We start from the raw sequence: 23,854 nt of genomic DNA, 5'->3' as shown, positions 1-23,854 counted from the left end.
TATGAAGCGCTATTTCCACGAAGAGTTAGAAGACGTTAGGTCCCATCTCATGCTGATGGGCGAAAAGGCCATCGCCAACGTCAACCTCGCGATGCGCGCGATGCTCGACTCTGACCTAGCGACCGCTCAGAAAGTACGGGCGGCGGACGATCGCATCGACGAGATCGAAAAACAGATCGATGACGAGGTTGCTCGCTACATCGGTTTGCGCGCGCCGGTTGCCCGCGACCTTCGCCTGCTCTTCGTAGCGATCAAGGCCAGCCATGACTTGGAGCGAGTGGGGGATGAGGCGACCAGTATCGCCAAGCGCACGGCCAAGATTCTCAAGACAGGTCGCTCCATTGACGATCTGGGCCGACTGCCGCGCATGTGCGAGCTGGCGGTAGGCATGCTCAAGGATGCGCTGCATTGCTTCATCGACGAAGATTCCAGCCGAGCGATCGCCATCTCCGAGCGGGACAAGGAAGTGGACTCGCTCAATCGCGAGAACTTCCGCTATTTCCTTGGCCTCATGAAGGACAACACGGCCTTGGTCGATTTCGCCACCGAGATGGTTTTTATCTCCAAGTCGATGGAACGCATCGCGGACCATGCCCAGAACATCGCGGAGGAGGTGTACTACCTCCTGACCACGCAATCGCTCAAGGAAGTGATTGCCGAGAAAAAGTAGCAGTAGCCCGCGGAGTTCAGGCTTTACCGCAGCTGCGGCTTCGCTGCACTGTGAGCGGCGAATGAAGTCCGCTCATGTCCATTTGCTTTCTGCAGCTCTCGCCGAGTTAAAGGGAATCGGGGCGGGTTTGAGTCGCAGGCATCCGCCGATTCGCGTCCTGGACATCGGTTGTGGCCATGGCCAGCTCATGATCGACCTAGCTGAGCATTGGTCGCGCTCTGCAGCTTCGCTACCGGAGCTGCAGATCTACGGCTTCGAGGTCTACGACCATCGGGCGGGAATTCCCGGTTTTGCGGAGAGCTTGATTGATCGCCTTTCCCGTGCTGTGAGGGAGGTGGCTTGGGACGACCGCGTTCGCTTTGCTGCAGCGGGTGATCCTTGGCCCTTCGAGGAAAGCTTCTTTGACCTCGCGATTTCCAACCAAGTGCTCGAGCACGTGAAGGACCTAGGGGCTTTTTTCGCCCAAGAGCTTAGGGTGCTGCGGCAGGGAGGGAGTAGTGTACACTTTTACCCTTCGAAAGAGTCGTTGGTCGAACCGCATTGCGGCGTCCCTTGGGCCCATCGGGTAGATCGCGATGGCTTGTTGCGCTGGCTAAGATCCTGGAGTCGCTTGCGAATCGGCAAGTTTCCGCATTACCGCCGCTCTCGCGGCAGCACGCTGCATGGGTTTTGCGAGGAGTTTTTCGACTACCTTGGCCGCTACGTTTTTTTTCGCCCGAACAGCGAGATTCGCTCCCTTGCGCTTGAGGGGGCGAGGAAGGCGGGATTTGGATACCAGTGGGACTTGCTAGGGCGAGGCTTGCGGGATGAATGGGAATTGTTTCCGTACTCTTATTGCGAAGGGCTTTCGCGGCGCAGCCTGTTTGCCGCCCTAAGCTGCAGCACCTTGGTGCGGCGCTTTTAGTTTGGAGGCTGGGCTGGTAGAAAGCGCCGCAGAAAACCTTGCCTAAGCTCGCTTGCATTAGCCAGTGTAGCTAGCCCCAATACCTTTCTTGAATTTCAATGAAGTCATCTTTGTTCCTACCCCTGTGCGCCATTCTCGGCGCTTCCATCAGTTTTTCCAGCTCCGCTCAGGATGCGGCGGTTTCTCCGGACAGCGCGGCTGCTCAGGAACGTTCCTCGGCAGCGGACCCTTCGGATCGCGAAGCCTTGGTCGCCAAGATTGCCGCCTTGCTGAAGGACGTGGAAGAAAACGGCGCGAGCTTGGAGAAGCTGGATCAAATCGGTGACTTGTATTTGCAAGGTGGAGACGCCCAAAGGGCGATTCTCGTTTTCGAGAAGGCCATTCAGGAGTTCGGGGGGAGCGAGGAGCTTTTCGTGAAGGTCGCGCGGGTCATGCAGATCGTAGGAGGGCCTGAGCATGCAGTGAACGCCCTCGCCCTAGGCCTCGAGAAGTTTCCCGATTCGGAATTGCTAACCTATGAAATTGGCAAGGCCTACATCGGCCTCGACAAGCCTTACGCGGCGATCTCGAATCTCAAGAAGGTCATCCAGCTTTCGCCGGAAAAGGAGTCCTATCGCTACCATCTAGCCGATGCTTACCGCTTGCAGAAAAAATGGGAGGAATCCTCAAAAATCGTAGAAGACCTGATAGCCAAGGACACGGAGATTCTCGAAGTCTACCTCATGAAAGGCGATCTTATGCTCTCGCAGGGCGAGCACCGGGACGGGGTGAGGTTCTTGGAGGATTTGCTGGAGGAGCATCCGGATTCGCAAAGCGTGAAAAAGGTGCTCGTACATGCGTATCAGCTTTATGCATACGCTGAATCCGAGTCAGGGCGTTTGAGCCGAGCGGTTCGCAGCATCCGCAGCGCTTTGGAAGTCGAGCCGAAGAACAATGAATCGCTCTTGGCGCTCGCTAATTTTCTCAACCAGCTCGGCGAGTACGAGGAAGCGGAAACGACCTTCAAGTCCCTGCTGGAGGAGAACCCCAACTACCTTGACGCTTATGTTTTCTATGGCCGCATGCTGGAAGCGCTCGATCGCACCCAGGAGGCGGCGGCTCAATACCAGAAGGGGCTGTCGCTAGCCAGAGACTTGGGCGTAGAAGGGGCGATCACCGCCTTCCGCCAGTTGTTGCGCATCAAGTAACCAGCGGGCCTGCAACGAGACCCATTAGCGGGCTTTGCCGGTGAGTTCGAAACCGGCAATTTCATGGTCGAGGCTTTCGGAATCGCTCTGGAAAACGATGGCGAACTGGCCGGACAAGTCCTTGTTCTTGGGGTTGTAGAAGTTGAAGACGTAGTGCCAGAGGCGGCGCTTGTCTTTGTTGTCCTTGTCGGTGGGCTGACCCATGACCACGGAAATGTCTGCCAAGGTCGGAAGCGGCACCCCGTCCAAGGTATCCCGGCTCATGGCGGCGGTGGCGCTTTTGCGCAGCTTGTTGATCTTGGCCTTCCCGAGGCTGCGGAAGAGCTCCACGATGAAATCTTCAGGGATCGCCTCCAGCAGCTTTTCGTCGAAATCGATTTGGGTGAGCAGGCCGTCTTGGAAGCGGGTGCGGAAAATGATGCTGAAAGGGGTGCCGTCCTCGGTTTGCATCTGCTTCTCGAAACGCCAGTCCCAGTCTTCTATCCGGGGGCTCTGGGAGACTTCGACGATGCTGCTGGGTTCGGATTCGGTGATGAAGACGAAGTCCTCGTCTCTCACCACCGGTTCGGGAAACTTTAGGGATAGGCCCTTGTCCAGCTCGACGACCACGTGCTTGTCGAAGTCGTGCAGCTGGTTTTTGAAACGGAGCAGCCTCAGGTAGACGCAACCTGAGAGGAAGGAGAGAAGGAGACCGAGGACAAGGAACTGAGCGAGGCGTTTTCTTAGCATTCGTGGGACGAAGGGTCGAGGTTGCGTTGGGCAGCAAGCAGTGGGGTAGGGATTGAGTATTCCCAGACTCTCGCTTTTAGCAAGCATTCAGGGAATCCGCTTGCTTTTTGGCTTCGTAGAAAGAGTTGAGACCAGGAATTGAATCCTGGGTTGCGCGTTTGCAGATTTGGACCGAGGATACTGACTAGCTTTGCCCCTTACGCTTCTCGACTTATCATGAACACCCTTACCCCTTCGCGTCTCGTTTTGTGCATTCTCCTTCTTTGCTGTGGGACGGGAGCAGGCGGGCAGGAGGAGGAACGCCCGATATGGGAGCAGGAGGTCATGCTGGTCTACAGCGATCGCTCGACCGAGTTCAATCGCCTCCGTTCCATTGGAAAGGAGAACAAGCGTTTGTCGCTCTACACCACGGCTCTCGATACCTTGCACGGAAAGGTGCCCGTGGAGGAGGGAGAGAAACCTTACCAGGTGGCCCAGCGGATCTTTCGCTTGATCATCGCGGACAACGACAGCGACGCCATTGGCCTGGCTTCCGCCTACTACAACGCTCGCATCACTCAGTCCAACCCTTACGAGCAGGACATTGCGGAAGCGAAGAAGCTTTATTGGAAGCTTTATGAACGCTGGCCCCAGCGGTTTTTCGGACAGATGGCGTTCGTAAAGTACGCGACGCTGCACATCTACGACGACGATGGGAGCGGGGATGGCGTTTGGCAGCGTATCCAAAATTTGGAGCCGATTGTATCGGACATTTCCATTCCGGAGCTACGGCAAAACGTGCACCGCATCATGGGCGAGGCCTACTTCGGTTTCGAGCTGGATTCGCAGCTCGCCTACGAGCACATGGTGGAGGCCTATCGTTTGGGAATCCCGGTTGGGTCCATCCGCATCGAAGTGCTGGAGCGGATCGCCTCGCTAGGTGAAGAGATCGGAGAGTACGAGCGGGCGTTGCTGGCCTACGACGAATTGGTTCGCTCTGCTCCGCGACATGAGCGGTTTGTAGAATTCGTGGAAGCGGCCCAGCGCTTGCGCAAGCAGGTGGCCCAGCCAACGGCCGAGTAGGGGCGGGAGCAGGCGATTCGCGGGAATTTGAGGATTCGATTTCTGGGGCTTGAGATCTGCGCGTGGATTGCCCAATACCGTGGAATGCCAGATAATCTGCCTTCAGACGAATCGGAGCTCCTTGCCATCAAGTCGCGCTTCGTGCGCGGTCGCAACTTGCTGTACGCGAGGGCCAACTTCAGCCAGCTCTACGTCGACTATTACCTGCACCAGAAAGACAATGCCCTTTCGTTGACTCCGGAGTTCGATGAGCGACTGAAGAGCGCGATCGCGTTGTTCAGCTTGCACTGCATTTCACGTCCGAGGAACGACATTTTGGCGTGGACGGTGAATTTCCAGCAGCCGCTGCATAACCTATTTCTAGCCGGGGACACGGGTACGGGTGACGTGACCGGACGTATTTACACTGAGGGGGTGAAGCAGGCGGAGGAGAACGTTTTCTACCAGGATGTCGTGCGTCGCAACCGCGAACCGCATCGCTCGATCGTCGGTTTCAACGGCCCCGACTTGATCCACGCCGTGGAGGAGTTCTACAAGTTCAGCGAACAGCGTCCGGCTCGCTTTTTCCAATTGGCGCCTGACGAATTCGCCATCTTGGCCGCTCACCCGGACTATGACGAAAATTGGTTCGAATCAGTGACCCTGGAAGACATTCGCCGCATCGAGGAGACCGAGGAGGTGGTGGACCTCGAAACGCGTTTCGTGCGTTGGCATTGCGGTTGCAACCAGGAGCGGATTCTGGGGGCCTTGTCGGCTCCTTTCCAGAGCGACCCAGAGGACCTTTTCCTCGGCGAGGAATTGATCGAGGTCAATTGCCCGCGCTGCGCGGCCAAGCACCGTGTTTCCCGAGAAATGATGGAGGCCTACGTGGCGGACAAGGCCAAGTAGGCGCTGAGCGGGTGGAGCAAGGATCGAAGGAGCCGACGGCCGCGGAGCGGACGTTCCACCCAAAAATCAGCGTTACCCTTTCAGCTTTCTGGAGACGGCTACGATGCCTACGAGGGCGGTCGCTATGAGGGCGAGCGTGGATCCAGTGTCAGGAATGGGCGCTGGGGAATTGGGGTCGCCCTCGAAGATCACGTCGTGCATCTCTCCGCTGCCCCATTGGGCGCCTTGGAAGGAGTTGACGATCACCTGACCGTCGACGTTGCCGCTCGTGAAGGTGAGGTCGGCTAGAGGGGCGAGGATGGAGCCGGTTACCCCGATGCCCACCATGTCGAGTTGAGTGGCTTCGAAGAAGTTGAAGAGGGTCTTTGGGGCGGTGTGGGTTCCGAAGAACCCCATGTTGCTCATCTCGGCAACGGCGCCCGAAACGTTGATCAAGGCTTTTGCTCCGGTGGGCACGAAAATTTCGAAAGTGTGAGCTGCGGCGAGGGTGGCGGCGTCGATATTGAAGATGTTCAGCCCGTCCTCGTTGCCTTCCAGCGTCAGGGTTCCCCATTGCGTCGTTGAGGAGCCGGTTGCGCTGAGGGCGCCCCAGTCGGTGGATTTGGTAAGGAGGGCGGCTTGGGCTGCGTCGAAGTTGAAAGGCAGGTTGCCTTTGCCGAGGTTCGACTGGGTGGTGGAGCCGGCGGCCGAGTGAAGGTTGTATCCGGGGCTGGTGTAGTTTCCGCCAACGTAGATGCTGCCGTTGTACACCTGTCCGCCGCCGGAGCCGTCGAGGTTTCCGCCCACCGTCAGCTGGGCTCGCGCAGGATCGCCAGCTGTACTGGAGTAGCCCACAGAGTAGGAGCCGAAGGTGGCGTTTCCGCCTACTGCTACGCGTCCTTCGGTATCCGAATTCTTCAAGGTTGCGTCGCCCCATGTGACGAGGTTGTAGCCGCCGGCTTCGTCGAGATTTACGTTGATGGCGTGCAGTGACGCGATGGATAAGGTGATTCCGCAAGCGAGGGCGGAGGCTTTGACGATTCGTTGGAGGCTGTTCATGGTGCTCGAGCGAGTTGCGGCTTTTGTTGATAGCCCCATCGGCAGAACTCGATTGTTAATCAAGGGTAAACCCTCCGGAATGTGGCAAAATGAATAATAGTCCCTATCGTTAACTTTGGCGGCTGCTAGATTAGCTCCTACCTGAATCTGGCGCTGGCAGGTCAGAGTTTCTGTCTGAGTACTATTTGCGTTGAGCTTGGGGCGCGTCTGCACTCGGACATTTACAATTTCAGTTTGCCCGCCTTCCATGTGCGCATGCCAAAGAAGAAAGCCACTGCCAAGCGAGCCAAGAAGGCTCCCGCCTCCCCATTGCTTTTTGCGGATACGCAGAAGAGCGCTGACCAGCTTTACGTGGGGGGCTTCACGGTCCCGGATGCTTTTGTCTCCTTCAAGAAAGGCCGCAATTGGTATGCGGTGCTCAACCAGTTGGAGTACGCCCGGGCCTTGAAGGAATCGCGTTTCGACGAGGTGTTGCAACTGGAACTCTGGCTGGAGATGGCGCGGGAAAAGTTCCAGCGAGCGAAAGTGGGATACGCAGAGTTGGTGGCGACTTTGGCGGAAGAGTTCGAGATCGAGAGCTTCAAGGTGCCGGGCGACTTCCCAAGCTCGCTGGCATTCCGCTTGGTGGAGATGGGGGTGAAGCTCGACGTGTGCGAAGGCACTTTGTTTCCCAGCCGCGAGAAAAAGAGCGAAGAAGAAATCGCCATGATCCGCGAAGGGAACCGCTGCAGCGCTACGGGCATTCGAGCGGCCGAAAAGGCGATTCGCCAGAGCGTGATCAAGAAGGGCAAGCTTTACTTGGGCGGCAAGGTCCTTAGCTCCGAACGGCTTCGTGGAATCATTGAAGTCGCGTGTTTGGAGGCTGGTTCGCTCTCCATGGATACGATCGCGGCGGGTGGAGACCAAGCTTGCGACCCTCATTGCGCCGGACATGGCCCCCTGCGGGCTAACGAGCTGATTATCGTGGACGTATTTCCACGCGTATCCAAAACTGGATACCACGGCGACATGACGAGAACCTTCCTCAAAGGCAAAGCCAACGAGGCTCAAAAAGGAATTGTGGACGCGGTTTTCAAGGCCCAGCAGGATGCGATTCAAAAAGTGAAGACGGGCGTGAACGGAAAGGACGTGCACGGTTCCGTAGTGGAAACCTTTTCCCGCTTGGGATACGAAACCCGTCGCAGCGAAAATGGGGCGGAAGGCTTCATCCATGGAACTGGACATGGACTTGGGCTAGAGGTGCATGAAGCGCCTCGCGTTTCTATTGTATCCAACAAGCTGAAACGAAACGCGGTGGTGACGGTTGAGCCAGGGCTTTATTATCCTGGGGTTGGCGGTTGCCGCATCGAGGACGTGGTTGCGGTGCGGGACGAAGGTCCCGAGCTGCTGAGCAAGTACCATTACCGCTGGCAGCTGAAATAGTGCCTGAACTCGCGGAAGTTTATTACCATAGTTCGCATTGGAAAGCGGCCCAAGGCGAGCGCTTCCGCTTGGCTTGGTTGCACGACAAGACTCGCTGCGCCAGAGGTTTGGCCTCCGAGGCGCTTGCGGGTAAGCTTTCGTCTTCGACATTGCTCTCTGGATACACCCATGGAAAGCGCATGCTGTTCGCGTTTTCGGGTAGTTGCTTCCTGGAGGTGCATCTTGGAATGACGGGCTCGCTGCATCGGATGGATGTCGATTACGAGGAGCGAAAGCACGACCACCTTGCGTTGAAAAGCGAAGCGTCAACCTTGTTGTTTCGCGATCCGCGTCAGTTTGGAAAGCTTGCCTTGCACGAAACGGAAGGTGGCAAGCTGCCTGATTGGTGGGAGGCCTTGCCCCCGGAGCCGCACGATGTCGCTTTCACGAGCGAGCGTTTCGAAAGCGTTTTGAAGCGAAGGGAAAAGGCGGTGCTCAAAGGGCTCTTGCTGCAGCAGGAATTGTTTCCCGGCGTTGGAAACTGGATGGCGGACGAGATCCTGTGGCGGGCTCGCTTGAGGCCGGACCGGCGATTGGGAAGCTTGAGCCAAGCTGAACGCGACGCGCTCTACCGGGAGCTCCGCTGGGTTTGTCGCGAATCGCTGCGAATCATCGGCAAGGACTACAGCGATCCACCGAAAAGCTGGTTGTTCACGCACCGCTGGAAGGATGGTGGAATTTGCCCGAAGTCGAAACTGCCGCTCAAGCGGGAGACGGTTGCAGGGCGAACGACCTGTTGGTCGCCCGAGGTGCAGCGGTAGTGGGAGGTCGCTTTGTCGCCCGCGGAACGGCCGACCCAACTAGGTATCAAGGGGCGAGGCGTTCGATGGTCCAGCTACCGTCGCTGGCCTTGCGGTAGAAGATACGGTCGTGAATTCTCGACTTTCCGCCCAGCCAGAACTCGATGGTGTCCGGAACGATGCGGTAGCCGCCCCAAAAGGAAGGTAGAGGAACGTCGCCGTCTTTGAACTTGTTCTTCATCTCCTCGAACTTAGCGAGCAAGATGGAGCGGGAGGATACCACGGAGCTCTGTTGCGAAACCCAAGCGCCTAGGCGGCTGCCGAAGGGCCGGCTTGCGAAGTACTTGAGGGACTCGCTGGTGGAGACGCGTTCGACCGAGCCGGTGACGATCACCTGACGCTCCAGTTGTATCCAAGGAAAAAGGACGCAGGTCTTGGGGTTGTGGGCCAGTTGCTTGCCTTTGCGGCTTTCGTAGTTGGTGTAGAAGACGAAGCCTTTGTCGTCATAGGCCTTCAGCAGCACGGTTCGCTGCCAAGGTTGGCCCGTCTCGTCTACAGTCGCCAAGCTCATGGCGTTGGGCTCGGGGATCTTCTTGTCGACGGCGTGATCGAACCAGATTCGAAACTGCTCGACCGGATTTGGATGAACCGAGTCTTCGCTCAGTGAATCGTGACCGTATTCTTCTCTCAAATCGCCAAGATCTGCCATGCGAGAAGGGTCTACCGCCGCGTGAGCGATGTGCAATGCTTTTGCCGGGAAACCTCAGCGCCCGCGGCAAATTTCAATGGCTCGGTGTGCGAAGGCTGTTCAGCTGTCGATCCGCTTGAGCGACTGCTCGGCCATCTGGGCGATGGCTTCGAGGTTGCTTTGCAGTTTCAGGAGGGCGTCGTCGTCGAAGAGGTTCGAGTAGGCTGCGTTCTCGGCCGGCGGCGTCTGGCTGTTCCTCAGTTCGGAGGTGGCGAATGCGTTGTCGACGGATGGATTCGGCTTCTGCTGCGGCTGCTGATTCTGGTAGAGGCGAGCGGAATTGAAAAAGGGATTCGAATTGATCGGGTCCATCAGTCGTTGTTGGTAGTTGCTTTTCGGTCGGCTGGGTCCGATAGGGGCGGAGGTCGTGAATCCGAGCGGCTACCGGTTCCTTGTGGAAAGGATAGGCATGTTGAATCAGGTTAAGCGAATGCCGCAACAGAATTCACTGCCACTAGAGGGAAGTCTCTATTGGCGCAGTAAGCGCATAGAGGGGAGGCGCTGGGGAGTTTTCCGAAATCGCTCAATCGTCTGGGGTGTTGTCCGGGGTGTGGGCCAGAGGATCCCTTGACTCTTGGCTTGTTGATAGGGCATCTGCGTCGTTTTGCGGGGCTTGTTCTTAAAAGATCGTAAATAGCGAGCCCTCGGCATTGGGGGCGGACTCTTAGTATCCGGCGCTAAGTCGGCTTGCGGTGTCTTGGCGGCATCCGAAAGAAGGAGCGATTCCTAGGAATCGCAGCCGTTTTGGGGCAGCTCTTAATCGAGCGACAGCGCTGTTGGAACTCTTGTGACCTCGGCTGCGTCGCAGGATTCGTCCACCTTTTCGAACGCTGAGCCTGCAAAAGGTTGCCAGAGTTCGATTGGGCGGGCATTGTATAGGGTTTTATCGACTACCATGGCAAAAGGACTTGAAAAGCACCAAGCCAAGCAGGCGCAGCTCAGCGCTCTCGGCAAAGACCTAACGCGTCGCTCAGGATCGAAGTGCGAACTTTGCGAGGCCTCGGGAGTCTCCTTGCGTCCGTACCCCGTTCCGCCGGAAGAGGACGAACCTCGGGTCGATACTTGCCTTTTTGCCTGCGACCTCTGCCGGGAGCAGCTTGAGAATCCGAAGCGAATCGATGCGTCTCATTGGCGTTGCGCCGCTCAGTCGGTTTGGAGCGAAGTACCTGCCGTACAAGTTGTAGCGGCTCGCGTCCTGGATCGTTTGGGTAAGACGGAACTTTGGGCGAGGGAAGCGCTTGATGACGTTTTTTTCGAGGAGGAGGTTGAGGAGTGGATCGCCAAGCAAGTTTTGTAGTTGAGGACCAAATACAGGTTCTCGAAGAAACAGAATGGAAGTCGCTGGCTGCTGCTCACGAGGAGGGAGTCGGTCCCTACATCGATGCCTACCGCAAGCGTCGAGACAGCCGGCAAAAGCATCCGGTACACGATTTCCTTTTCGCTTACTATCAAACCAACCGAACCACGCTGCGTCGCTGGCGTCCCGCTGCATTCCAGTTTCTGAGAGGCGATGCCGCTCGCGGCTTTTTGGAAGACGATCGGTATCACGAGACCGAATACGGTATCGGTTTGAATCTTGATCGGTTGGAGGAAAATGTCAGGGAGCGCATCTGCTGGGTACGTTCTCTGATTCAAGCAGCGAAGTCTCGTCCGCCACGCTTCAATTGCTTCGGTCTGCACGAATGGGCGATGGTCTACAAGGCAAAGGAAATTCGCCATGAAACCACACCGCTTCGCCTCAGTCCGGAAGAAGTGGCAAAGGTCGTGGAAGGAAGTCCGATACGCTGCTCGCATTGGGACGCATTTCGCTTCTTCACGCCAGCGGCCCGACCATTAAACGAACTGACACCTGAAGCGGAAGGTAGGGAGGAGAACGAGCAGTTTGGCTGTATCCACTTCAACATGGACCTCTATCGATGGACCTACAAGGGCAGCCCTTGGTTGGGTTCCGAGCTCTTGCGTGCCTGCTTCGAATTAGCTCTTGAAGCTCGAGAGCTCGATATGCGTGCAAGTCCGTACGACCTTTCTGAATACGACTATAAGCCGATTTACATAGAAACGGCAGCGGGTCGGGAAGAATACCGAGAAGAGCAGCAGCGCATTTATCGTTCCGGGCAAGTTTTGGCTGATCGACTGATGCGCGAATGCGATTTCGTGCTTTCTCGGCGTAAATAGTCCGCGAAAAGCAACTACAATTGCCTCGCCTGCTTGCCAAAAGGGGGAGGTGGCATGTAATCCCTTCAGAAACGTCGTGGGTCTCGCTGAGAGCTTCGACTGCGCCTCAACCCCGTCCCGAAAATTGATTCATGAGATGTCGTCCCCAGACCTTCTGCGTTTGCGCTGCCCTGGCTGCTAGCGTGCTCGCCCCAGCAGGATTTTCCGCCGGCTTTGCCATCCAAGAGCAAAGCGTTTCTGGCTTGGGCAACGCCTATGCGGGAGGAGCGGCCTCGGCCGAAGATGCCTCCACCGTTTACTTCAATCCCGCGGGCATGTCCTTGATCGAAAAGCCTCAGCTGCATGCTGGGCTGCACCTTATCTTGCCGGAAGCAGCGTTTACGGATTTCGGCTCCACTACTTTGGCGGCTCCGACGCAGGGGAGTGACGCGGTTTCCGAGGAGGAGGCCTTGGTGCCGAATCTCTTTTACGTGGCTCCCTTCAACGACGATTTGGTTTGGGGTTTGGGCGTTTCCGCGCCTTACGGGCTGACGACGGACTACGGTGAGGATTGGGTTGGCCGCTACGTGGCGCGGCGAACCGAATTGAAGACGGTTTTGGTCAATCCCTCGCTGGCCTATCGAGTGAACGACAAGCTGTCGATTGGCGGGGGGCTTGACTACGTCAAGGCCGATGCGGTCCTGAGCAATGCCATCGATATGGGGCTGGTTTTCTTGAACCAATACCAGTCTGGCGGTATCCCCTCGAATTCCCAAACCATGGCCATTGCGGGCGATGTGCAAGCGAACCTTGGCGGCAGCAAGTACGATGGCGGAATTCGCTTGGAGGGCGACGGTGACGGTTGGGGGTTCAACGTCGGAGCCCTCTACGAGATCAACGATGACTGGCGTTGGGGAGTGCACTACCGTTCGAAGGTTGAGTTGGCCCTGAGCGGTCAAGCTGACTTTACCGTGGGAGCGCTGGAAGGGCTGCTGGGGCCTGCCTTTGCGGACCAAGGCGGGGGCGTGGATATCACTCTCCCGGATACGCTTTCGATATCCTTCTATGGAAACGTAAACGAGCGTCTGAGCCTGATGGCGGACGTAACCAAGACCTCCTGGAGCGAATTTCAGGAGCTTCGAATCGTATTCGAAAACCCATCACCGCCGGCCACTGTGATTCCCGAGCTTTGGGAGGACGTCAACAAGTACAGTCTCGGGGCTTCCTACCGTTTTAACGATAGGGTGACCGGGCGCTTCGGATTGGCTTATGACGAGTCTCCTGTGCCCAACGACGATGTACGTTCCCCACGGATACCCGACGAGGATCGCAAGTGGATCGCATTGGGGCTCAGCCTGGCCGCTACCAAGCAGCTCGATTTGCATTTCGCTTACGTGAACATTCTGGTGGATGACCCGATGATCGACAACAGCAGCCACGCAGCGGGACAACGACTCCACGGCAAGATCGATGCGTCCGTGTCGCTGCTGAGCGTGGGCCTGAGCAAGCGCTTTTAGAATCGAGTCGAAGAGCTCGCGAAATCTGCGCGGGCGGCGAGTCCGGGAAGGGGCCAGAACCGGGTCCTGTGGGGGGGGCGTTGGCCTTGCTGGATTTGTTTACTCGATCACTTGGTTATCCTTCCACTTTCCGCTGCGGAAGCGCAGGTAGAAAATGATGCTCAGGCAGATCTGGTTCACCGCCAAGATGCTCCACGCGTAGTACAAGGGGAGCCGATAGACTTCGATGATCAGGACGGTGGGGACGATCACGAGAATGACCGACGTGAGGGTGAGGGTACGCATGACGAACTTGGTGTCGCCTGCGCCTTTCAAGGTTCCGCTCGTCAAGATGACGAACGCGTCGAAGAAGGTGAAGAGGGCTACGAACTTGAGCAGGTTCGAGATGAGCTCCACCAATTCGGGGGATGGAGGGTCTTGTCGGGCCAGGAAGAAGGGGCCGATGAAGAGCAGGGGCAGGAAGAGGTAGCAGGAGGCGGCTACGATGTTGTAGGCGGTTGCCAGCTGGATGGAGGAGTAGGTTGCCTTGACGGCGAGGGGGCTGCGCTTGGCCCCTTGGTACTGTCCGACCAATATCGAATTCGCAATCCCTAGACCGACCAGCGGCAGCAGTCCGAGAAGATGTATTTGATGGGCAATGTTGGTGGCGGCGGAAGCGGCGATGCCGAGTCGGCCGATGAGCATGATGAAGATGGTGAAACCGATCACATCCAAGAAAAAGTGCACGCCCGCTGGCAGGCCGAATTTGATCATGCGGCGGATGAGGTCGACCTCGAGCTTCCAGGATCGTTTCGTCGAGTAGGTTGCGTCGTTGGCCGAGCTGAGCACTAGCACGAAGTAGACCGCGGAGCCGATGCAGGAGCTTGCCATGGTGGCGTAGCCCGCTCCGCGGATGCCCATTTCAGGGAAGCCCCAATGTCCGAAGATCCATGCGTAGTCGAACAGCGTGTTGAGGAACATGGCCAGCAAGTTGATCCAAACGATGGTCCACGACTTGCCGCGTCCGGAGTAGAAGCTGGAGAGCACTGCGTTGGTAAGGAAGAAGAAGGAGCAGAAGCAGAGGATCTTGAAATAGCTCGACTCCATTTCTTGGATACGAGGAGCGTGCCCGACCAAGGCAAAGAACTCGTCTGCCAAAGGGGAAAGCGCGGGTAGCGCTAGCGAGCCGATCAAGCAGAGGTACAAGCCTTGCCAGATGGAAGCTCCCACGCGTTCCGGACGATTGGCCCCAGTGTATTGGGCCACGAAGGTGGAAGTGTACATTGCCATTCCGAAGAAGGGGCAGATCAGCGTCCAGTGCAGGAGTCCAGCAGGCAGGGTTGCGGCGATGGCTTCGTTCGAGTACCAGCTCAGCAGCATGCGGTCGATGAACAGCATGAGGGAGGTCGAGCCCGAGCTGACGATCAGCGGAAACGCGACTTTGAGAAGTTGGCGGTAGCCGGCCTCCTCCTGCCATCTAGCTTTGAAACCTGTGAACATTGAGAGAGAGGGACCTAGGGAATCTATCGCCATTGGGAAGACAAATACGAGATCCGCTTTTTTTGCCTCTCGCTTTCAAACGAGCGGTTTCCTTGTTGTGCGGAGGGGAAAGCTCGGGCAAGCTTCCGGCCTTTCGCGATTTGTCGCTGCCAGGCGCGGCGGCAGTCTACTAAATCAACCCTTGCTTATTCCCTTAATGAATATCGAAACGAAGTGCCTGCACGCAGGACAAGAGCCTGACCCGACTACCAACTCGCGTGGCGTTTCCGTCCACCGTACGACCTCCTACGTCTTCAACAGCACCGAGCACGCCGCGAATCTTTTCGCCCTCAAGGAGTTGGGCAACATCTACACCCGTATCATGAATCCGACGCAGGACGTGCTCGAGCAGCGGGTCGCGGCCTTGGAGGGGGGAGCGGCTGCCTTGGCTCTTGCTTCTGGAACGAGCGCCATTTTCTACACGGTCATCAACATCGCCAAGGCGGGCGACAACATCGTATCCGCAAACAACCTTTACGGCGGTACCTACACTCAGTTCGCCAACATCCTGCCGGACTTGGGAATCACCGTGAAGTTCGTCGATGCCAACGATCCCGCCAAGGTCGCCGAGGCCATCGACGAGAACACCCGCGGCGTGTTCTGCGAGACGGTGGGGAATCCTGCTCTGGAGGTTACGGATATCGCCGCTTGGGCGGAAGTCGCTCATGCCAACGGCTTGCCCCTGATTGTGGACGCGACCTTCTCGACGCCCTACCTGACGCGTCCCATCGAGCACGGGGCGGACATCGTGGTTCACTCCCTAACCAAGTGGCTGGGCGGCCACGGCGCGGGAATAGGCGGTATCGTGGTTGACTCCGGCAAGTTCAATTGGGCTAACGGAAAGTTCCCGCTCTACGATCAACCCGACGAATCCTACCACGGTCTGCGTTGGGGACATGACTTGCCGGAGCCGCTGGCTGCCCTGGCATTTATCCTCCGCATGCGCACCGTGCCGCTGCGCAACCTCGGCGCCTGTATTTCTCCCGACAACGCTTGGATTATCCTGCAGGGTATCGAGACCTTGCACCTCCGCATGGAGCGGCATTGCGAAAACGCTTTGGCGGTGGCCAAGCACTTGCAAGCCAGCGACTCGGTGGAATGGGTCAAGTATCCAGGACTTGAGGACAACGAGAACTACGCCAAGGCTCAGAAGTACTTGGAAGGCAAGGGCGGTTCCATGGTGGTCTTCGGCATCAAGGGCGGCGCCGCGGCGGGCTCGAAGTTCATCGACTCGCTGAAGCTCTTCAGCCACCTCGCCAACGTCGGCGACGCCAAGAGCTTGGCGATCCATCCCGCGACTACCACTCACAGCCAGCTATCGGAAGAGCAGCAGGCGGCGGGCGGCATCACTCCGGAGTTGATCCGTCTTTCGGTGGGTATCGAAAACATCGAGGATATCATCGCCGACATCGACCAAGCCATCGCGGCGGCGGGAGCCTGATTGCAGGGCTGTTAATTGCGTTCATTTCCAGTGCGTCGAGCTTGCTCGACGCACTTTTTTTGGAGCCAAGGCAGCAAAGCCCGACAGATTTGTAGGCTTGCGCTCGAGGAAGCGGGAACGAGTGTTCGCTGGATGCAGCCTTACCAGTGGATACCGTTGTTGAACGCCGTCGTTTACACCTTGGCTGCCCTGTGCCTGAAGCGAGCGACCACTCATGGGGTGGGCCCTTGGCGGACCACATTCATATCAAACTTAGCCATGTTCTTGGCCGCGTTTCCCCTTTGGTTTTTTGGGGAACCGATCGAGTCGCCCAGCGCCTTGCTGATACCTTTGGGGGTGGGGGTGGCCTTTTTCGTAGGTCAGCTGCTGACCTGCCTGGCGATCCATCGAGGGGACGTCAGCTTGCTCACTCCCTTGTTAGGCACCAAGACGGTATTCGTGGCATTGATCGTCTCGTTCGCGATGGGGGAGCGTTTGGAACCCTCCGTTTGGCTGGGTGCGTTTTTGAGCGCGATAGCGATTTTGTTGATGGGAGGCGGGAGCACCGCAGATCGGGGCAAGGTTACGCTGACCATTTTCTTGGGCGTGGGCAGCGCCTTGTGGTTTGCGGGGGCGGACTCCTTGGTGGCATCCGTAGGGCTTGAATTGGGCTTCCACACGATGGTGGCTGGAATGTTTACCGGCGTGATGCTGTGCTCCTTCGGCTTGGTGCCGCTGTTTAAGTCCAACATGAGCAGCATCAGCCGCTCTACTTGGAAGTGGATGGGAGCTGGTGCTGTCTTGATGGCGGTACAGGCTGGATTGATGGCCTTTGTCCTCAGCACTTACGGCAAGGCGACGGTGGTGAACATCTTGTACAGTTCGCGAGGGATCTGGAGCGTGTTGCTCGTTTGGTGGATTGGCCACTGGTTCTCTAACGAGGAACAGCGACTGAGCCGTGGGGTGCTGCTGAGGCGACTTGTCGGGTCGGTGCTCCTGCTAGCGGCGATCCTGTCGGTGGTCGGCTAGCTCGCTCTTGGCTGGGCGCGGCCAAAGGATCGCGGGAACGGAAAAGGCTAGGATGCCCGCGAAGTTTGCGAGGGCGTCGTAGATGTCCAAGGACCGAGTGGGCAGGAAGTATTGGCTGGCTTCCTCGATGATGGCAATTGCGAGGATGAGGATCGAGCCGTAGGGAACCGATAGCCGAGCGAGGCGCCAGCATCGGTGGCGAAAGAGGAAGTTGGCGGTCAGGGTCAGGATGCCTGCGAGGAAGAAATGCCCTATCTTGTCGCCGTAGGGGGTCGCCCTCACCGTCTTGAACAGGATGTTGTCCCGGCCGATATTGGCTTCGTGGATGATCCAAACCGTGAATACGAGAAAGGCGATGGCGCAGCAGGTGGCTGCAAGGGTGATGATCCGCCGTTTTGACATGTTGCGAATTGAGCAAGCTTTCCGGTATCTCTGGCAAGCTTATGTCGCGACAACAAAAAGCCCTTCGCTCGGGGAGCGAAGGGCTTTGTTCGAAGAAATCTGGGTTTAACTTCCTCAGACTACTGCAGCTTTTTGCACCTTGCCGCGCAGTGCGAAGAGGATGGCGAAGGCCACGATCAGGATACCTGGGAAAAGCATCATGTTTCCGAGGGTTGCCTGGCCTGCTGCCAGTTCAATTTCCTCCGCAGGGATACCGGCTGCTGTCGCCTCTGCGCGTGCCGTGTCGATCCAGCTCCCGATTATCGGATTCCAGACGCTGACAGAGAACATACCGGCGCCACCCATGAGGGACATGCCGAGAGCTCCCGTCTTGGGCTGGTATTCGCCGATGAAGCCGATCATGGTTGGCCAGTAGTAGCAGACGCCCAGCGCGAAGACTGCGGTCGCTAGGTAGATGACGCTGCCCGTTGCGGTGCTGAGGAGGTAGATGCCAAGGCAGGTGATGATCGAAGATAGCAGCAATACGCCGATGGGGTTCAGCTTGTGGACGATCGGGCCAGCGAATTGGCGACCGAGAGCCATGAGGCCGGTGCCAAGCGCGAGGATGATCATAGGCGAAGCTCCACTCTCGGAAAGGAGGCGGCCGACCCATTGTTGTGGGCCGAATTCGGAAATGGCAGTCATGAACATGCAGAGGATCATGAAAATGTAGAGAGGGGAGAAGAGCGACTTGATGTTGGTGCCGGTGTTCGTCTCGATGTTCTCCGAAGCAGGGAAGGCTTGGGTGAAGACGTAGATACCGTAGATGATAGTCGGGACCAGCATGATCGCGATTTGCAGCTGCCAGCCAAGCGACGCGTCGGTCATGAACTTGGAGGCTAAGGCTCCGATCACGATCCCGCCGGGGAACCAGACGTGGAAGCGGTTGAGCATGGTCGTCTGGTTTTTCGGATACATGTCCGCGATGAGCGGGTTACACGCTGCCTCGACAGAACCGTTCGCGAAGCCGATGAGGAAGGTTGAGATGAGCAAGCTCCAGAAACCGCCAGCGTAGATGGTGAGCAGCAAGCCGGCGAGGTGACCGACGAAAGCGATGATCATGAGGTTACGGGCGCCAAGGTAGTTGTAGGCCAACCCGAGAATCATCATGGCCACTGGAAAGCCGAGGAATGCCATGGAGTTCACCCAACCCAATTGGGTGTCGGACAGGCCGAAATCAGTAGCAAGTTCGGAAAGGATGCCGGCTCGGATAGCGAAGGTCATCGCTGTCACGATCAAAGCGAGACAGCTCGCGGTGAACAGTTTGGAGGGATTTACATTACTCATAGTTGAATGCTCGACGTAGTTAGGTTCTGTTGAGGGATCGATTCAGCGATTCGCTTAGGTCAGGTAGGGACTGGGGCAGCTGATCATTTCGTTTAACGGGGGAAATCGCTGCAGTTGGGGAGCGTCGCTCAGCTGGGAGCTCTGACGCGTTGGCTGCGGCGAGGAGTCACACGATTATGAAAATTGTGTAAGTGTCCACAACTAAGACACTAGACGATCTACTAGTTCGTCCAGATCACCCCATCGGGTGAGGGAATGGAGCGCAAGGTTGCGTCAATTTTCGTTAGAATGGGTATGGCGGGGGATCGCGCGAATGATCAAAATTCCTCGCTAAAATCATTGACAAAGGGGGGACCCGATGAAACTTAGTGCTCCTCTTTTTTAGGATGGTGGTAGTAGCTCAGTTGGTTAGAGCACCGGATTGTGATTCCGGGGGTCGCCGGTTCGAGTCCGGTTTATCACCCCATCCTGAGAAAAGCCGAGCTCTCGTAGTCTCGGCTTTTTTTGTGCCCGGAATCCGAGGACGGAGGACTTGAACCGGCGAAGCCGCGTTCGGTGAGCGGCAGCGAACGGGGCGCGACGCAGGAGCGAGGGCGGCAGCCCCGAGACGAAGCCGTAGGCCTCGCGAGCCAATCCGGTTTATCACCCCATCCTGAGAAAAGCCGAGCTCTCGTAGTCTCGGCTTTTTTTGTGCCCGGAATCCGAGGGCGTAGGACTTGAACCGGCGAAGCCGCGTTCGGTGAGCGGCAGCGAACGGGGCTTCATTCTACCTTGCCGCAGGGAGCTATCCTGCACTGCGGACTGGCTGGCGCCGAAGCGACACGTTCACTGTTCTCTCCTGGGCGATCGAACAGGAGGGACACGCTTCGTGTCGTCTGGGCAGCGAGAGCGCCCTGTCGATGTTTTGGCTGCGCCCTTTGGGGCCTAGCGCGAGACTAGGCGCTCGCTCGACGTGGGCGATCTCTGAGGTGGCGGTCGATTTTGCAGATGTGGTTGCTGAGCCACTTCTCAATCGTCCGCATGAGTTGGCTCGCGTCCTCGTAGGTGTAGCCGACTTTCTCGTACTGTTCGGAATATTGGAGCAGCACGTCCTCGAAGGCTCGATGAGCGTCGATGTTTTCCTGCGCCTTCGGGCAGTTGTATTTGGCCATGCACTGCTCCTCTACTTCGAAGTGCTTTTTAACGTATTGGCTCAAAAATCTTAGCAGGATACCGTAGACCCGTTCCCCTTGGCCTTCAACGAGCGCATCGTTAAAGTCCTTAGCCATCTTGAAGATCATCTTGTGCTGATCATCGACGGAGGCGATGCCAGTGGCGTATTCCTCTTTCCATCTCATCCCGTGGTTTCGTCTATTACAGCACGATCTGATGTCAACGGGGTACTGGGCGGTAATCTTACCGCGTTGTTGAGCTTAGCCGGCAAGGAACTCGGGGGCAAAGCTCCGATCCAGACTTAATGCGGGCAGGGCCTGGCCAGGCGCTTGACCTCTCTCGACGGGTTCTCCATGGCTTGGGCGATGAACCGTATCGAGTCTGCATTTTCCAAAGCTAAGTCAGAAGGGCGTTCCGCCTTCGTTTCCTACGTCTGCGCTGGCGACCCGGACATCGATACCTCTCTGGAGGTTTGTCGCACCTTGATCAAAAGTGGCGTCGATGTGATGGAGCTGGGCGTACCGTTTTCGGATCCCTTGGCCGATGGCTTGACCAACCAGTTGGCGGCGCAGCGAGCGCTGGAAGCGGGCACCACGCAAGCGGACGTTTTTCAGCTGGTCCGCAATATCCGCAAGGAGAACGACGAGGTTCCCATCGTTTTCTACACCTACTACAACTTAATGTTCAGCAATGGCTTGGACCAATATATCGCCGATGCGAAGGCTGCTGGGGTGGATGGGTTGCTGGTGCTGGACCTGCCGCCCGAGGAGGCGGAGGATCACATGGCATCCTGCGAGAAGCATGGCATGAAAACGGTTTTCTTGATCGCTCCGACGACTCCGGCCGCTCGCGTGGGCTTCATCGCCAAGCATGCGACCGGATTCATCTACTACGTTTCCCGTACCGGCGTGACCGGCGTGCGCGAGGATTTGGCGGACGACTTGAACGAGATGGTGGGAATGATTCGCGAAGCGACGGACAAGCCCTTGGTGGTGGGATTTGGCGTTTCTAAGCGGGAGCAAGTTAAGACCATTTGCGAGCTCGCGGACGGAGTCGTTGTTGGTAGCGCGATCGTGAATACGATCAAGGACAACTTGGGCGACACTGCGGCGATCACGTCTCGCATGGGGGAGCTGGTGAGCGACTTGGTGGCAGGTACCAAAGTTCGCTAGTTGCAGCGGCTAGAACTCGGGGCGTTGCGTTTTTCCTTGGCTAGCCTAGCGTAATTCTTCGATGTTTGTTGAGATTTTCACCATCTGCGACGCTGCGACCGACTACGGTGGCAGGCTAAATATCCTTGGCGCCTTCGAAGGGATCGCCGCCTTATCGGCTCCGGTCAAAAGGGATCGCTGCTCTTTGGCGGTTCGCATGCGTTTCGATGCGGCTGAAACCGGTGAGCACGCGATTGAAATTCGATTCGAGGACCATGAAGGCCAGGTCGTCGGTCCCACCATGTCTGCGAAGGTGGACGTGAAGATCCATGCAGGGCGGACGAGCGGCGCCCACAATTTGGTGCTCAACATCAACGGGATGAGGTTCCCGCATTTTGGAACCTATGACATCCGACTCCTCGTGGATGGCGAAGTTCGCAGCAGCATCCCGCTCTTGGTGGCGCAGACGCAGAAGCGTAATCGCATGCGCGGTTCTATGGAAAACTAGATGACACCCGCCCTCATGTCATCTAGCTTTTGCGCCATGCGTCGAATGCCGCAGCGCGGCGCTTCAGCGTTTGGCGTCGAGCTGCTGGGCAAGGACCTTCTGGTCTTCGGTGGGCATTTGGCAGACGAAATTTTCGCAGACGAAAACGGTGGCTTGATTGTCGTAGGACCTGGCGGTTTGGATGAACTCTAGGTGTTCGCCGAGAAACGCTTGTCCGTCCGCTTGGTCGGCGTAGATGAGCATGCGAGCTGGCAGCAAGCGTCGGTTCACTTCGCTCAACATCGTTTTCACGGAGTCTGATTCGGGATCCCCGGCGATCACTATCTGTAGTGGTTTCCTGGCTACGTAGAGGATGGCTTCACGAAGGGTAGGGAAATTTGATCCGGAACGCTGCAGGTCGGCCCCGAACGCTGCGATCGCAGTCTCCGCTTGCTTCAGTCGTATCTCGCTGTCGTAGAGCTGGGAAAGGCGAGCCAAGTTTTTAGCGGCGACGGAACTGGGTGAGGGAAGAGCTGAATCGGAAGGTCTTTTGCTGCGGTTGAAGACGATGTCCTCGGTGGATTCGAAGAGATAGTAGCCTCCTTCCTCTTGGTCGGCAAACTTTGCGTCCTGGGCGTCTTGCAGCGTATTCGCTTTCTGGATCCAACGGTGATCTGCAGTGGCTTCATAGAGATCGAGTAGTCCTTCGACTAAGAAGGCGTAGTCCTCGGCGAATCCGGTCACGGGTGAGGTGTTCTGGCGAAAGAGGCGGTAGAGCGTTTGGGAGTTTTCATCGTAGAGTTCCTGGAGGATGAATTGCGCCGCATCGCTGGCGACCTGGGTGTAATCCGGTCGCTCGAAAACGAGTCCAGCTCGAGCGAAGGCGGAGATGGCAAGGCCATTCCAGGATGTGATAACCTTGTCGTCCAAATGTGGGCGCGCTCGTGTCGCCCGTTCTGACTTCAAGATGGCAAGGCCGTCTTGTAGCCATTCTTGCTGCTCTGGAGTTGAAGTGGAAACTAGGATACGAAGCGTGTTGTACCCTTCGAAGATTTCTCTGGGAAAGTTGCCGTAGGGCGCGTTGCCGGCTTTCTTGACGCCAAAGTATTGGATGAGGAAAGCGCGTTGGGCTTCGTTGGGGAACAGTCGTTCGAAGTCTTGGTGCGTCCAAAGGTAGTAGGCGCCTTCTCGCTTGCGGCTCGGATTTTCGGGGTCGAGGCTTTCGGCGTCCTCGGCGCTGTAGAAGCCTCCACGCTGGTCGCGCAGGTCGCGGCTGACGTAGTCGAGCGTCTCGGTTGCCGCCTGTTTGTACCGATCTTCTCCGGTAAGCTGCCAAGCGTCGATGAGGGCGTTGGCCAGCATGGCTTGGTCGTAGAGCATCTTTTCGAAGTGGGGCAGCTTCCACCCGGCGTCCACGGTATAGCGATGGAAGCCACCTCCTAGATGGTCGCGAATCCCTCCTGTGATGATGGCGTCGAGAGTCTCAAGCCCAATCCGTCGCGCGGTCTCGCGGTCCTCGGGATGTAGTTGGGTTGTGGCGGCGGAGCGCAACAGGAAGCTCAGGGTATTGGCGCTGGGGAATTTCTCGCCTCGTCCGAAGCCTTTGTTATCCTCGTCGAAAGCGAAGAGATGGGCGGAGATCGCGTCGGCGATGCGGTCGATGGAGATAGCAGTGGTGTCTGCTTCGCTCGTTTGGGCTCCGTCTTTTGCGTTAAGGGTGCTGACGATGCTCTCGCTGCGGGAGAGCAAGCCGTCGGGATCGTTTTGCCAGAAACCGTTAATGTCTTTGCAAATCTGCAGGAAACCGCGTCCGCGTCTGGGATCATCCTGCGGCGGAAAGTAGGTGCCGCCGAAGAAGGGCTTTTTGTCGGGGGTAAGCCAAACGTTCAATGGCCAGCCTCCGGTGCCGGTCAGGTTTTGCACGAAATTCATGTAAACGCTGTCAATGTCGGGCCGCTCCTCGCGGTCGATCTTTATGCAGATGTAGTTGTCGTTCAGATACGCAGCGATTTCCTCGTCGGAAAAGGACTCGCGATTCATGACGTGGCACCAGTGGCAGGTGGAGTAGCCGATGGAGATGAAGACAAGCTTGTTCTCGGCTTCTGCCCTCTCGAAGGCCTCGGGACCCCAGGGATACCAGTCCACCGGATTGTCGGCGTGTTGCAGCAGGTAGGGGGATTGCGAGTCGCTCAGGCGATTTGCGCCAAGGCAGAGGGGCCAAGCGAGGAGGGTAAGCGCGATTAGTCGAAGCATGGAGATACGAGGCTGGCC

At 57.3% G+C, this 23,854-nt stretch carries 23 protein-coding genes and 1 tRNA gene; 15 read left to right on the top strand and 9 right to left on the bottom strand.

Annotation, left to right across the window (positions count from 1 at the left end):
* Position 1: 1 nt before the first annotated feature.
* The 3 genes from phoU to IEN85_RS01220 all read left to right on the top strand — a co-directional run bounded on the left by phoU (position 2) and on the right by IEN85_RS01220 (position 2,761).
* Complete coding sequence (phoU, locus tag IEN85_RS01230) at positions 2 to 670, top strand: phosphate signaling complex protein PhoU (protein ID WP_191615241.1); 669 nt, start codon at positions 2 to 4, stop codon at positions 668 to 670.
* 61 nt (positions 671 to 731) lie between these two features.
* Positions 732 to 1,574, top strand: a complete 843-nt coding sequence (locus IEN85_RS01225) for a class I SAM-dependent methyltransferase (RefSeq protein WP_191615240.1) — start codon at positions 732 to 734, stop codon at positions 1,572 to 1,574.
* 98 nt (positions 1,575 to 1,672) lie between these two features.
* Entirely contained in the window at positions 1,673 to 2,761 is a 1,089-nt protein-coding gene (locus tag IEN85_RS01220) for a tetratricopeptide repeat protein (RefSeq protein WP_191615239.1), read from the top strand.
* Between the two features lie 24 nt (positions 2,762 to 2,785).
* Here the strand turns inward: IEN85_RS01220 and IEN85_RS01215 are convergent, their stop codons facing one another.
* Positions 2,786 to 3,490, bottom strand: a complete 705-nt coding sequence (locus tag IEN85_RS01215) for a hypothetical protein (protein WP_191615238.1) — start codon at positions 3,488 to 3,490, stop codon at positions 2,786 to 2,788.
* A 216-nt stretch (positions 3,491 to 3,706) separates the two neighbouring features.
* Between IEN85_RS01215 and IEN85_RS01210 the strand changes: the two genes are divergently transcribed.
* Complete coding sequence (locus tag IEN85_RS01210) at positions 3,707 to 4,552, top strand: hypothetical protein (protein ID WP_191615237.1); 846 nt, start codon at positions 3,707 to 3,709, stop codon at positions 4,550 to 4,552.
* Between the two features lie 84 nt (positions 4,553 to 4,636).
* Positions 4,637 to 5,440: an Hsp33 family molecular chaperone HslO gene (locus tag IEN85_RS01205; protein WP_191615236.1), complete on the top strand. Its 804-nt coding sequence runs from the start codon at positions 4,637 to 4,639 to the stop codon at positions 5,438 to 5,440.
* Between the two features lie 72 nt (positions 5,441 to 5,512).
* On the opposite strand, the gene IEN85_RS01200 is transcribed toward IEN85_RS01205, so the two are convergent.
* Positions 5,513 to 6,478 carry a VPDSG-CTERM sorting domain-containing protein gene (locus tag IEN85_RS01200; RefSeq protein WP_191615235.1) on the bottom strand — a complete coding sequence of 322 codons (966 nt, stop codon included), beginning with the start codon at positions 6,476 to 6,478 and terminating at the stop codon, positions 5,513 to 5,515.
* 255 nt (positions 6,479 to 6,733) lie between these two features.
* Between IEN85_RS01200 and IEN85_RS01195 the strand changes: the two genes are divergently transcribed.
* Both IEN85_RS01195 and IEN85_RS01190 read left to right on the top strand, forming a co-directional pair.
* The gene (locus IEN85_RS01195) at positions 6,734 to 7,900 is read left to right on the top strand and encodes a M24 family metallopeptidase (RefSeq protein ID WP_191615234.1); all 1,167 of its coding nucleotides are present in this window, start codon (positions 6,734 to 6,736) and stop codon (positions 7,898 to 7,900) included.
* Positions 7,900 to 8,700 (top strand): DNA-formamidopyrimidine glycosylase family protein, encoded by an 801-nt coding sequence (locus IEN85_RS01190; protein ID WP_191615233.1) that lies wholly within the window; start codon positions 7,900 to 7,902, stop codon positions 8,698 to 8,700. The genes IEN85_RS01195 and IEN85_RS01190 overlap by 1 nt, the downstream gene beginning before the upstream one ends.
* A 46-nt stretch (positions 8,701 to 8,746) precedes the next feature.
* Here the strand turns inward: IEN85_RS01190 and pdxH are convergent, their stop codons facing one another.
* Both pdxH and IEN85_RS01180 read right to left on the bottom strand, forming a co-directional pair.
* A complete protein-coding gene (gene pdxH, locus IEN85_RS01185; RefSeq protein ID WP_191615232.1) occupies positions 8,747 to 9,388 on the bottom strand; it encodes a pyridoxamine 5'-phosphate oxidase in 642 nt (213 codons plus the stop codon).
* A 99-nt stretch (positions 9,389 to 9,487) separates the two neighbouring features.
* Complete coding sequence (locus IEN85_RS01180; protein WP_191615231.1) at positions 9,488 to 9,739, bottom strand: hypothetical protein; 252 nt, start codon at positions 9,737 to 9,739, stop codon at positions 9,488 to 9,490.
* Positions 9,740 to 10,322: 583 nt separating this feature from the next.
* On the opposite strand from IEN85_RS01180, the gene IEN85_RS01175 reads away from it, so the two are divergent.
* The 3 genes from IEN85_RS01175 (at position 10,323) to IEN85_RS01165 (ending at position 13,098) form a co-directional block, all read left to right on the top strand.
* Entirely contained in the window at positions 10,323 to 10,724 is a 402-nt protein-coding gene (locus tag IEN85_RS01175) for a phnA protein (protein WP_191615230.1), read from the top strand.
* The gene (locus IEN85_RS01170; RefSeq protein WP_191615229.1) at positions 10,700 to 11,602 is read left to right on the top strand and encodes a 3-methyladenine DNA glycosylase; all 903 of its coding nucleotides are present in this window, start codon (positions 10,700 to 10,702) and stop codon (positions 11,600 to 11,602) included. Before IEN85_RS01175 ends, IEN85_RS01170 begins: the two co-directional genes overlap by 25 nt.
* A 131-nt stretch (positions 11,603 to 11,733) precedes the next feature.
* Positions 11,734 to 13,098, top strand: coding sequence for an OmpP1/FadL family transporter (locus IEN85_RS01165; RefSeq protein ID WP_191615228.1), 1,365 nt, complete (start codon positions 11,734 to 11,736; stop codon positions 13,096 to 13,098).
* Positions 13,099 to 13,197: 99 nt separating this feature from the next.
* Here IEN85_RS01165 and IEN85_RS01160 read toward each other — a convergent pair whose 3' ends face one another.
* Complete coding sequence (locus IEN85_RS01160) at positions 13,198 to 14,577, bottom strand: MATE family efflux transporter (RefSeq protein ID WP_191615227.1); 1,380 nt, start codon at positions 14,575 to 14,577, stop codon at positions 13,198 to 13,200.
* A 196-nt stretch (positions 14,578 to 14,773) separates the two neighbouring features.
* On the opposite strand from IEN85_RS01160, the gene IEN85_RS01155 reads away from it, so the two are divergent.
* Together IEN85_RS01155 and IEN85_RS01150 are read left to right on the top strand one after the other, a co-directional pair.
* A complete protein-coding gene (locus IEN85_RS01155; protein ID WP_191615226.1) occupies positions 14,774 to 16,057 on the top strand; it encodes an O-acetylhomoserine aminocarboxypropyltransferase/cysteine synthase family protein in 1,284 nt (427 codons plus the stop codon).
* Positions 16,058 to 16,189: 132 nt separating this feature from the next.
* A complete protein-coding gene (locus IEN85_RS01150) occupies positions 16,190 to 17,065 on the top strand; it encodes a DMT family transporter (protein WP_191615225.1) in 876 nt (291 codons plus the stop codon).
* Here IEN85_RS01150 and IEN85_RS01145 read toward each other — a convergent pair.
* Together IEN85_RS01145 and IEN85_RS01140 are read right to left on the bottom strand one after the other, a co-directional pair.
* The gene (locus IEN85_RS01145; protein WP_191615224.1) at positions 17,036 to 17,467 is read right to left on the bottom strand and encodes a VanZ family protein; all 432 of its coding nucleotides are present in this window, start codon (positions 17,465 to 17,467) and stop codon (positions 17,036 to 17,038) included. The two genes, IEN85_RS01150 and IEN85_RS01145, sit on opposite strands and share 30 nt — an antisense overlap.
* A 114-nt stretch (positions 17,468 to 17,581) precedes the next feature.
* The gene (locus IEN85_RS01140; RefSeq protein WP_191615223.1) at positions 17,582 to 18,793 is read right to left on the bottom strand and encodes an MFS transporter; all 1,212 of its coding nucleotides are present in this window, start codon (positions 18,791 to 18,793) and stop codon (positions 17,582 to 17,584) included.
* Between the two features lie 389 nt (positions 18,794 to 19,182).
* Here IEN85_RS01140 and IEN85_RS01135 point away from each other — a divergent pair.
* Positions 19,183 to 19,259: transfer RNA gene (locus tag IEN85_RS01135), tRNA-His, on the top strand.
* Positions 19,260 to 19,728: 469 nt separating this feature from the next.
* Here the strand turns inward: IEN85_RS01135 and IEN85_RS01130 are convergent.
* Positions 19,729 to 20,130: a bacteriohemerythrin gene (locus IEN85_RS01130; RefSeq protein WP_191615222.1), complete on the bottom strand. Its 402-nt coding sequence runs from the start codon at positions 20,128 to 20,130 to the stop codon at positions 19,729 to 19,731.
* 144 nt (positions 20,131 to 20,274) lie between these two features.
* Here IEN85_RS01130 and trpA point away from each other — a divergent pair, with 144 nt between their 5' ends.
* Complete coding sequence (gene trpA, locus IEN85_RS01125; protein ID WP_224772382.1) at positions 20,275 to 21,117, top strand: tryptophan synthase subunit alpha; 843 nt, start codon at positions 20,275 to 20,277, stop codon at positions 21,115 to 21,117.
* Positions 21,118 to 21,178: 61 nt separating this feature from the next.
* Positions 21,179 to 21,604 (top strand): DUF6941 family protein, encoded by a 426-nt coding sequence (locus tag IEN85_RS01120; protein ID WP_191615221.1) that lies wholly within the window; start codon positions 21,179 to 21,181, stop codon positions 21,602 to 21,604.
* Between the two features lie 63 nt (positions 21,605 to 21,667).
* On the opposite strand, the gene IEN85_RS01115 is transcribed toward IEN85_RS01120, so the two are convergent.
* Positions 21,668 to 23,836, bottom strand: coding sequence for a thioredoxin domain-containing protein (locus IEN85_RS01115; RefSeq protein WP_191615220.1), 2,169 nt, complete (start codon positions 23,834 to 23,836; stop codon positions 21,668 to 21,670).
* Positions 23,837 to 23,854 lie beyond the last annotated feature (18 nt).

The organism is Pelagicoccus enzymogenes (assembly GCF_014803405.1).
Classification (GTDB): domain Bacteria; phylum Verrucomicrobiota; class Verrucomicrobiia; order Opitutales; family Opitutaceae; genus Pelagicoccus; species Pelagicoccus enzymogenes.
Note: the sequence above shows the minus strand (reverse complement) of the source record. Positions and strands in the feature narration are given on the sequence as shown.

What these genes read in the sequence shown, in the direction of transcription:
- phoU (WP_191615241.1), top strand. Translation starts at nt 2, where the DNA reads ATGAAGCGCTATTTCCACGAAGAGTTAGAAGACGTTAGGTCCCATCTC.
- IEN85_RS01225 (WP_191615240.1), top strand. Translation starts at nt 732, where the DNA reads ATGAAGTCCGCTCATGTCCATTTGCTTTCTGCAGCTCTCGCCGAGTTA.
- IEN85_RS01220 (WP_191615239.1), top strand. Translation starts at nt 1,673, where the DNA reads ATGAAGTCATCTTTGTTCCTACCCCTGTGCGCCATTCTCGGCGCTTCC.
- IEN85_RS01215 (WP_191615238.1), bottom strand. Translation starts at nt 3,490, where the DNA reads ATGCTAAGAAAACGCCTCGCTCAGTTCCTTGTCCTCGGTCTCCTTCTC.
- IEN85_RS01210 (WP_191615237.1), top strand. Translation starts at nt 3,707, where the DNA reads ATGAACACCCTTACCCCTTCGCGTCTCGTTTTGTGCATTCTCCTTCTT.
- IEN85_RS01205 (WP_191615236.1), top strand. Translation starts at nt 4,637, where the DNA reads ATGCCAGATAATCTGCCTTCAGACGAATCGGAGCTCCTTGCCATCAAG.
- IEN85_RS01200 (WP_191615235.1), bottom strand. Translation starts at nt 6,478, where the DNA reads ATGAACAGCCTCCAACGAATCGTCAAAGCCTCCGCCCTCGCTTGCGGA.
- IEN85_RS01195 (WP_191615234.1), top strand. Translation starts at nt 6,734, where the DNA reads ATGCCAAAGAAGAAAGCCACTGCCAAGCGAGCCAAGAAGGCTCCCGCC.
- pdxH (WP_191615232.1), bottom strand. Translation starts at nt 9,388, where the DNA reads ATGGCAGATCTTGGCGATTTGAGAGAAGAATACGGTCACGATTCACTG.
- IEN85_RS01180 (WP_191615231.1), bottom strand. Translation starts at nt 9,739, where the DNA reads ATGGACCCGATCAATTCGAATCCCTTTTTCAATTCCGCTCGCCTCTAC.
- IEN85_RS01175 (WP_191615230.1), top strand. Translation starts at nt 10,323, where the DNA reads ATGGCAAAAGGACTTGAAAAGCACCAAGCCAAGCAGGCGCAGCTCAGC.
- IEN85_RS01165 (WP_191615228.1), top strand. Translation starts at nt 11,734, where the DNA reads ATGAGATGTCGTCCCCAGACCTTCTGCGTTTGCGCTGCCCTGGCTGCT.
- IEN85_RS01160 (WP_191615227.1), bottom strand. Translation starts at nt 14,577, where the DNA reads ATGTTCACAGGTTTCAAAGCTAGATGGCAGGAGGAGGCCGGCTACCGC.
- IEN85_RS01155 (WP_191615226.1), top strand. Translation starts at nt 14,774, where the DNA reads ATGAATATCGAAACGAAGTGCCTGCACGCAGGACAAGAGCCTGACCCG.
- IEN85_RS01150 (WP_191615225.1), top strand. Translation starts at nt 16,190, where the DNA reads ATGCAGCCTTACCAGTGGATACCGTTGTTGAACGCCGTCGTTTACACC.
- IEN85_RS01145 (WP_191615224.1), bottom strand. Translation starts at nt 17,467, where the DNA reads ATGTCAAAACGGCGGATCATCACCCTTGCAGCCACCTGCTGCGCCATC.
- IEN85_RS01140 (WP_191615223.1), bottom strand. Translation starts at nt 18,793, where the DNA reads ATGAGTAATGTAAATCCCTCCAAACTGTTCACCGCGAGCTGTCTCGCT.
- IEN85_RS01130 (WP_191615222.1), bottom strand. Translation starts at nt 20,130, where the DNA reads ATGAGATGGAAAGAGGAATACGCCACTGGCATCGCCTCCGTCGATGAT.
- IEN85_RS01120 (WP_191615221.1), top strand. Translation starts at nt 21,179, where the DNA reads ATGTTTGTTGAGATTTTCACCATCTGCGACGCTGCGACCGACTACGGT.
- IEN85_RS01115 (WP_191615220.1), bottom strand. Translation starts at nt 23,836, where the DNA reads ATGCTTCGACTAATCGCGCTTACCCTCCTCGCTTGGCCCCTCTGCCTT.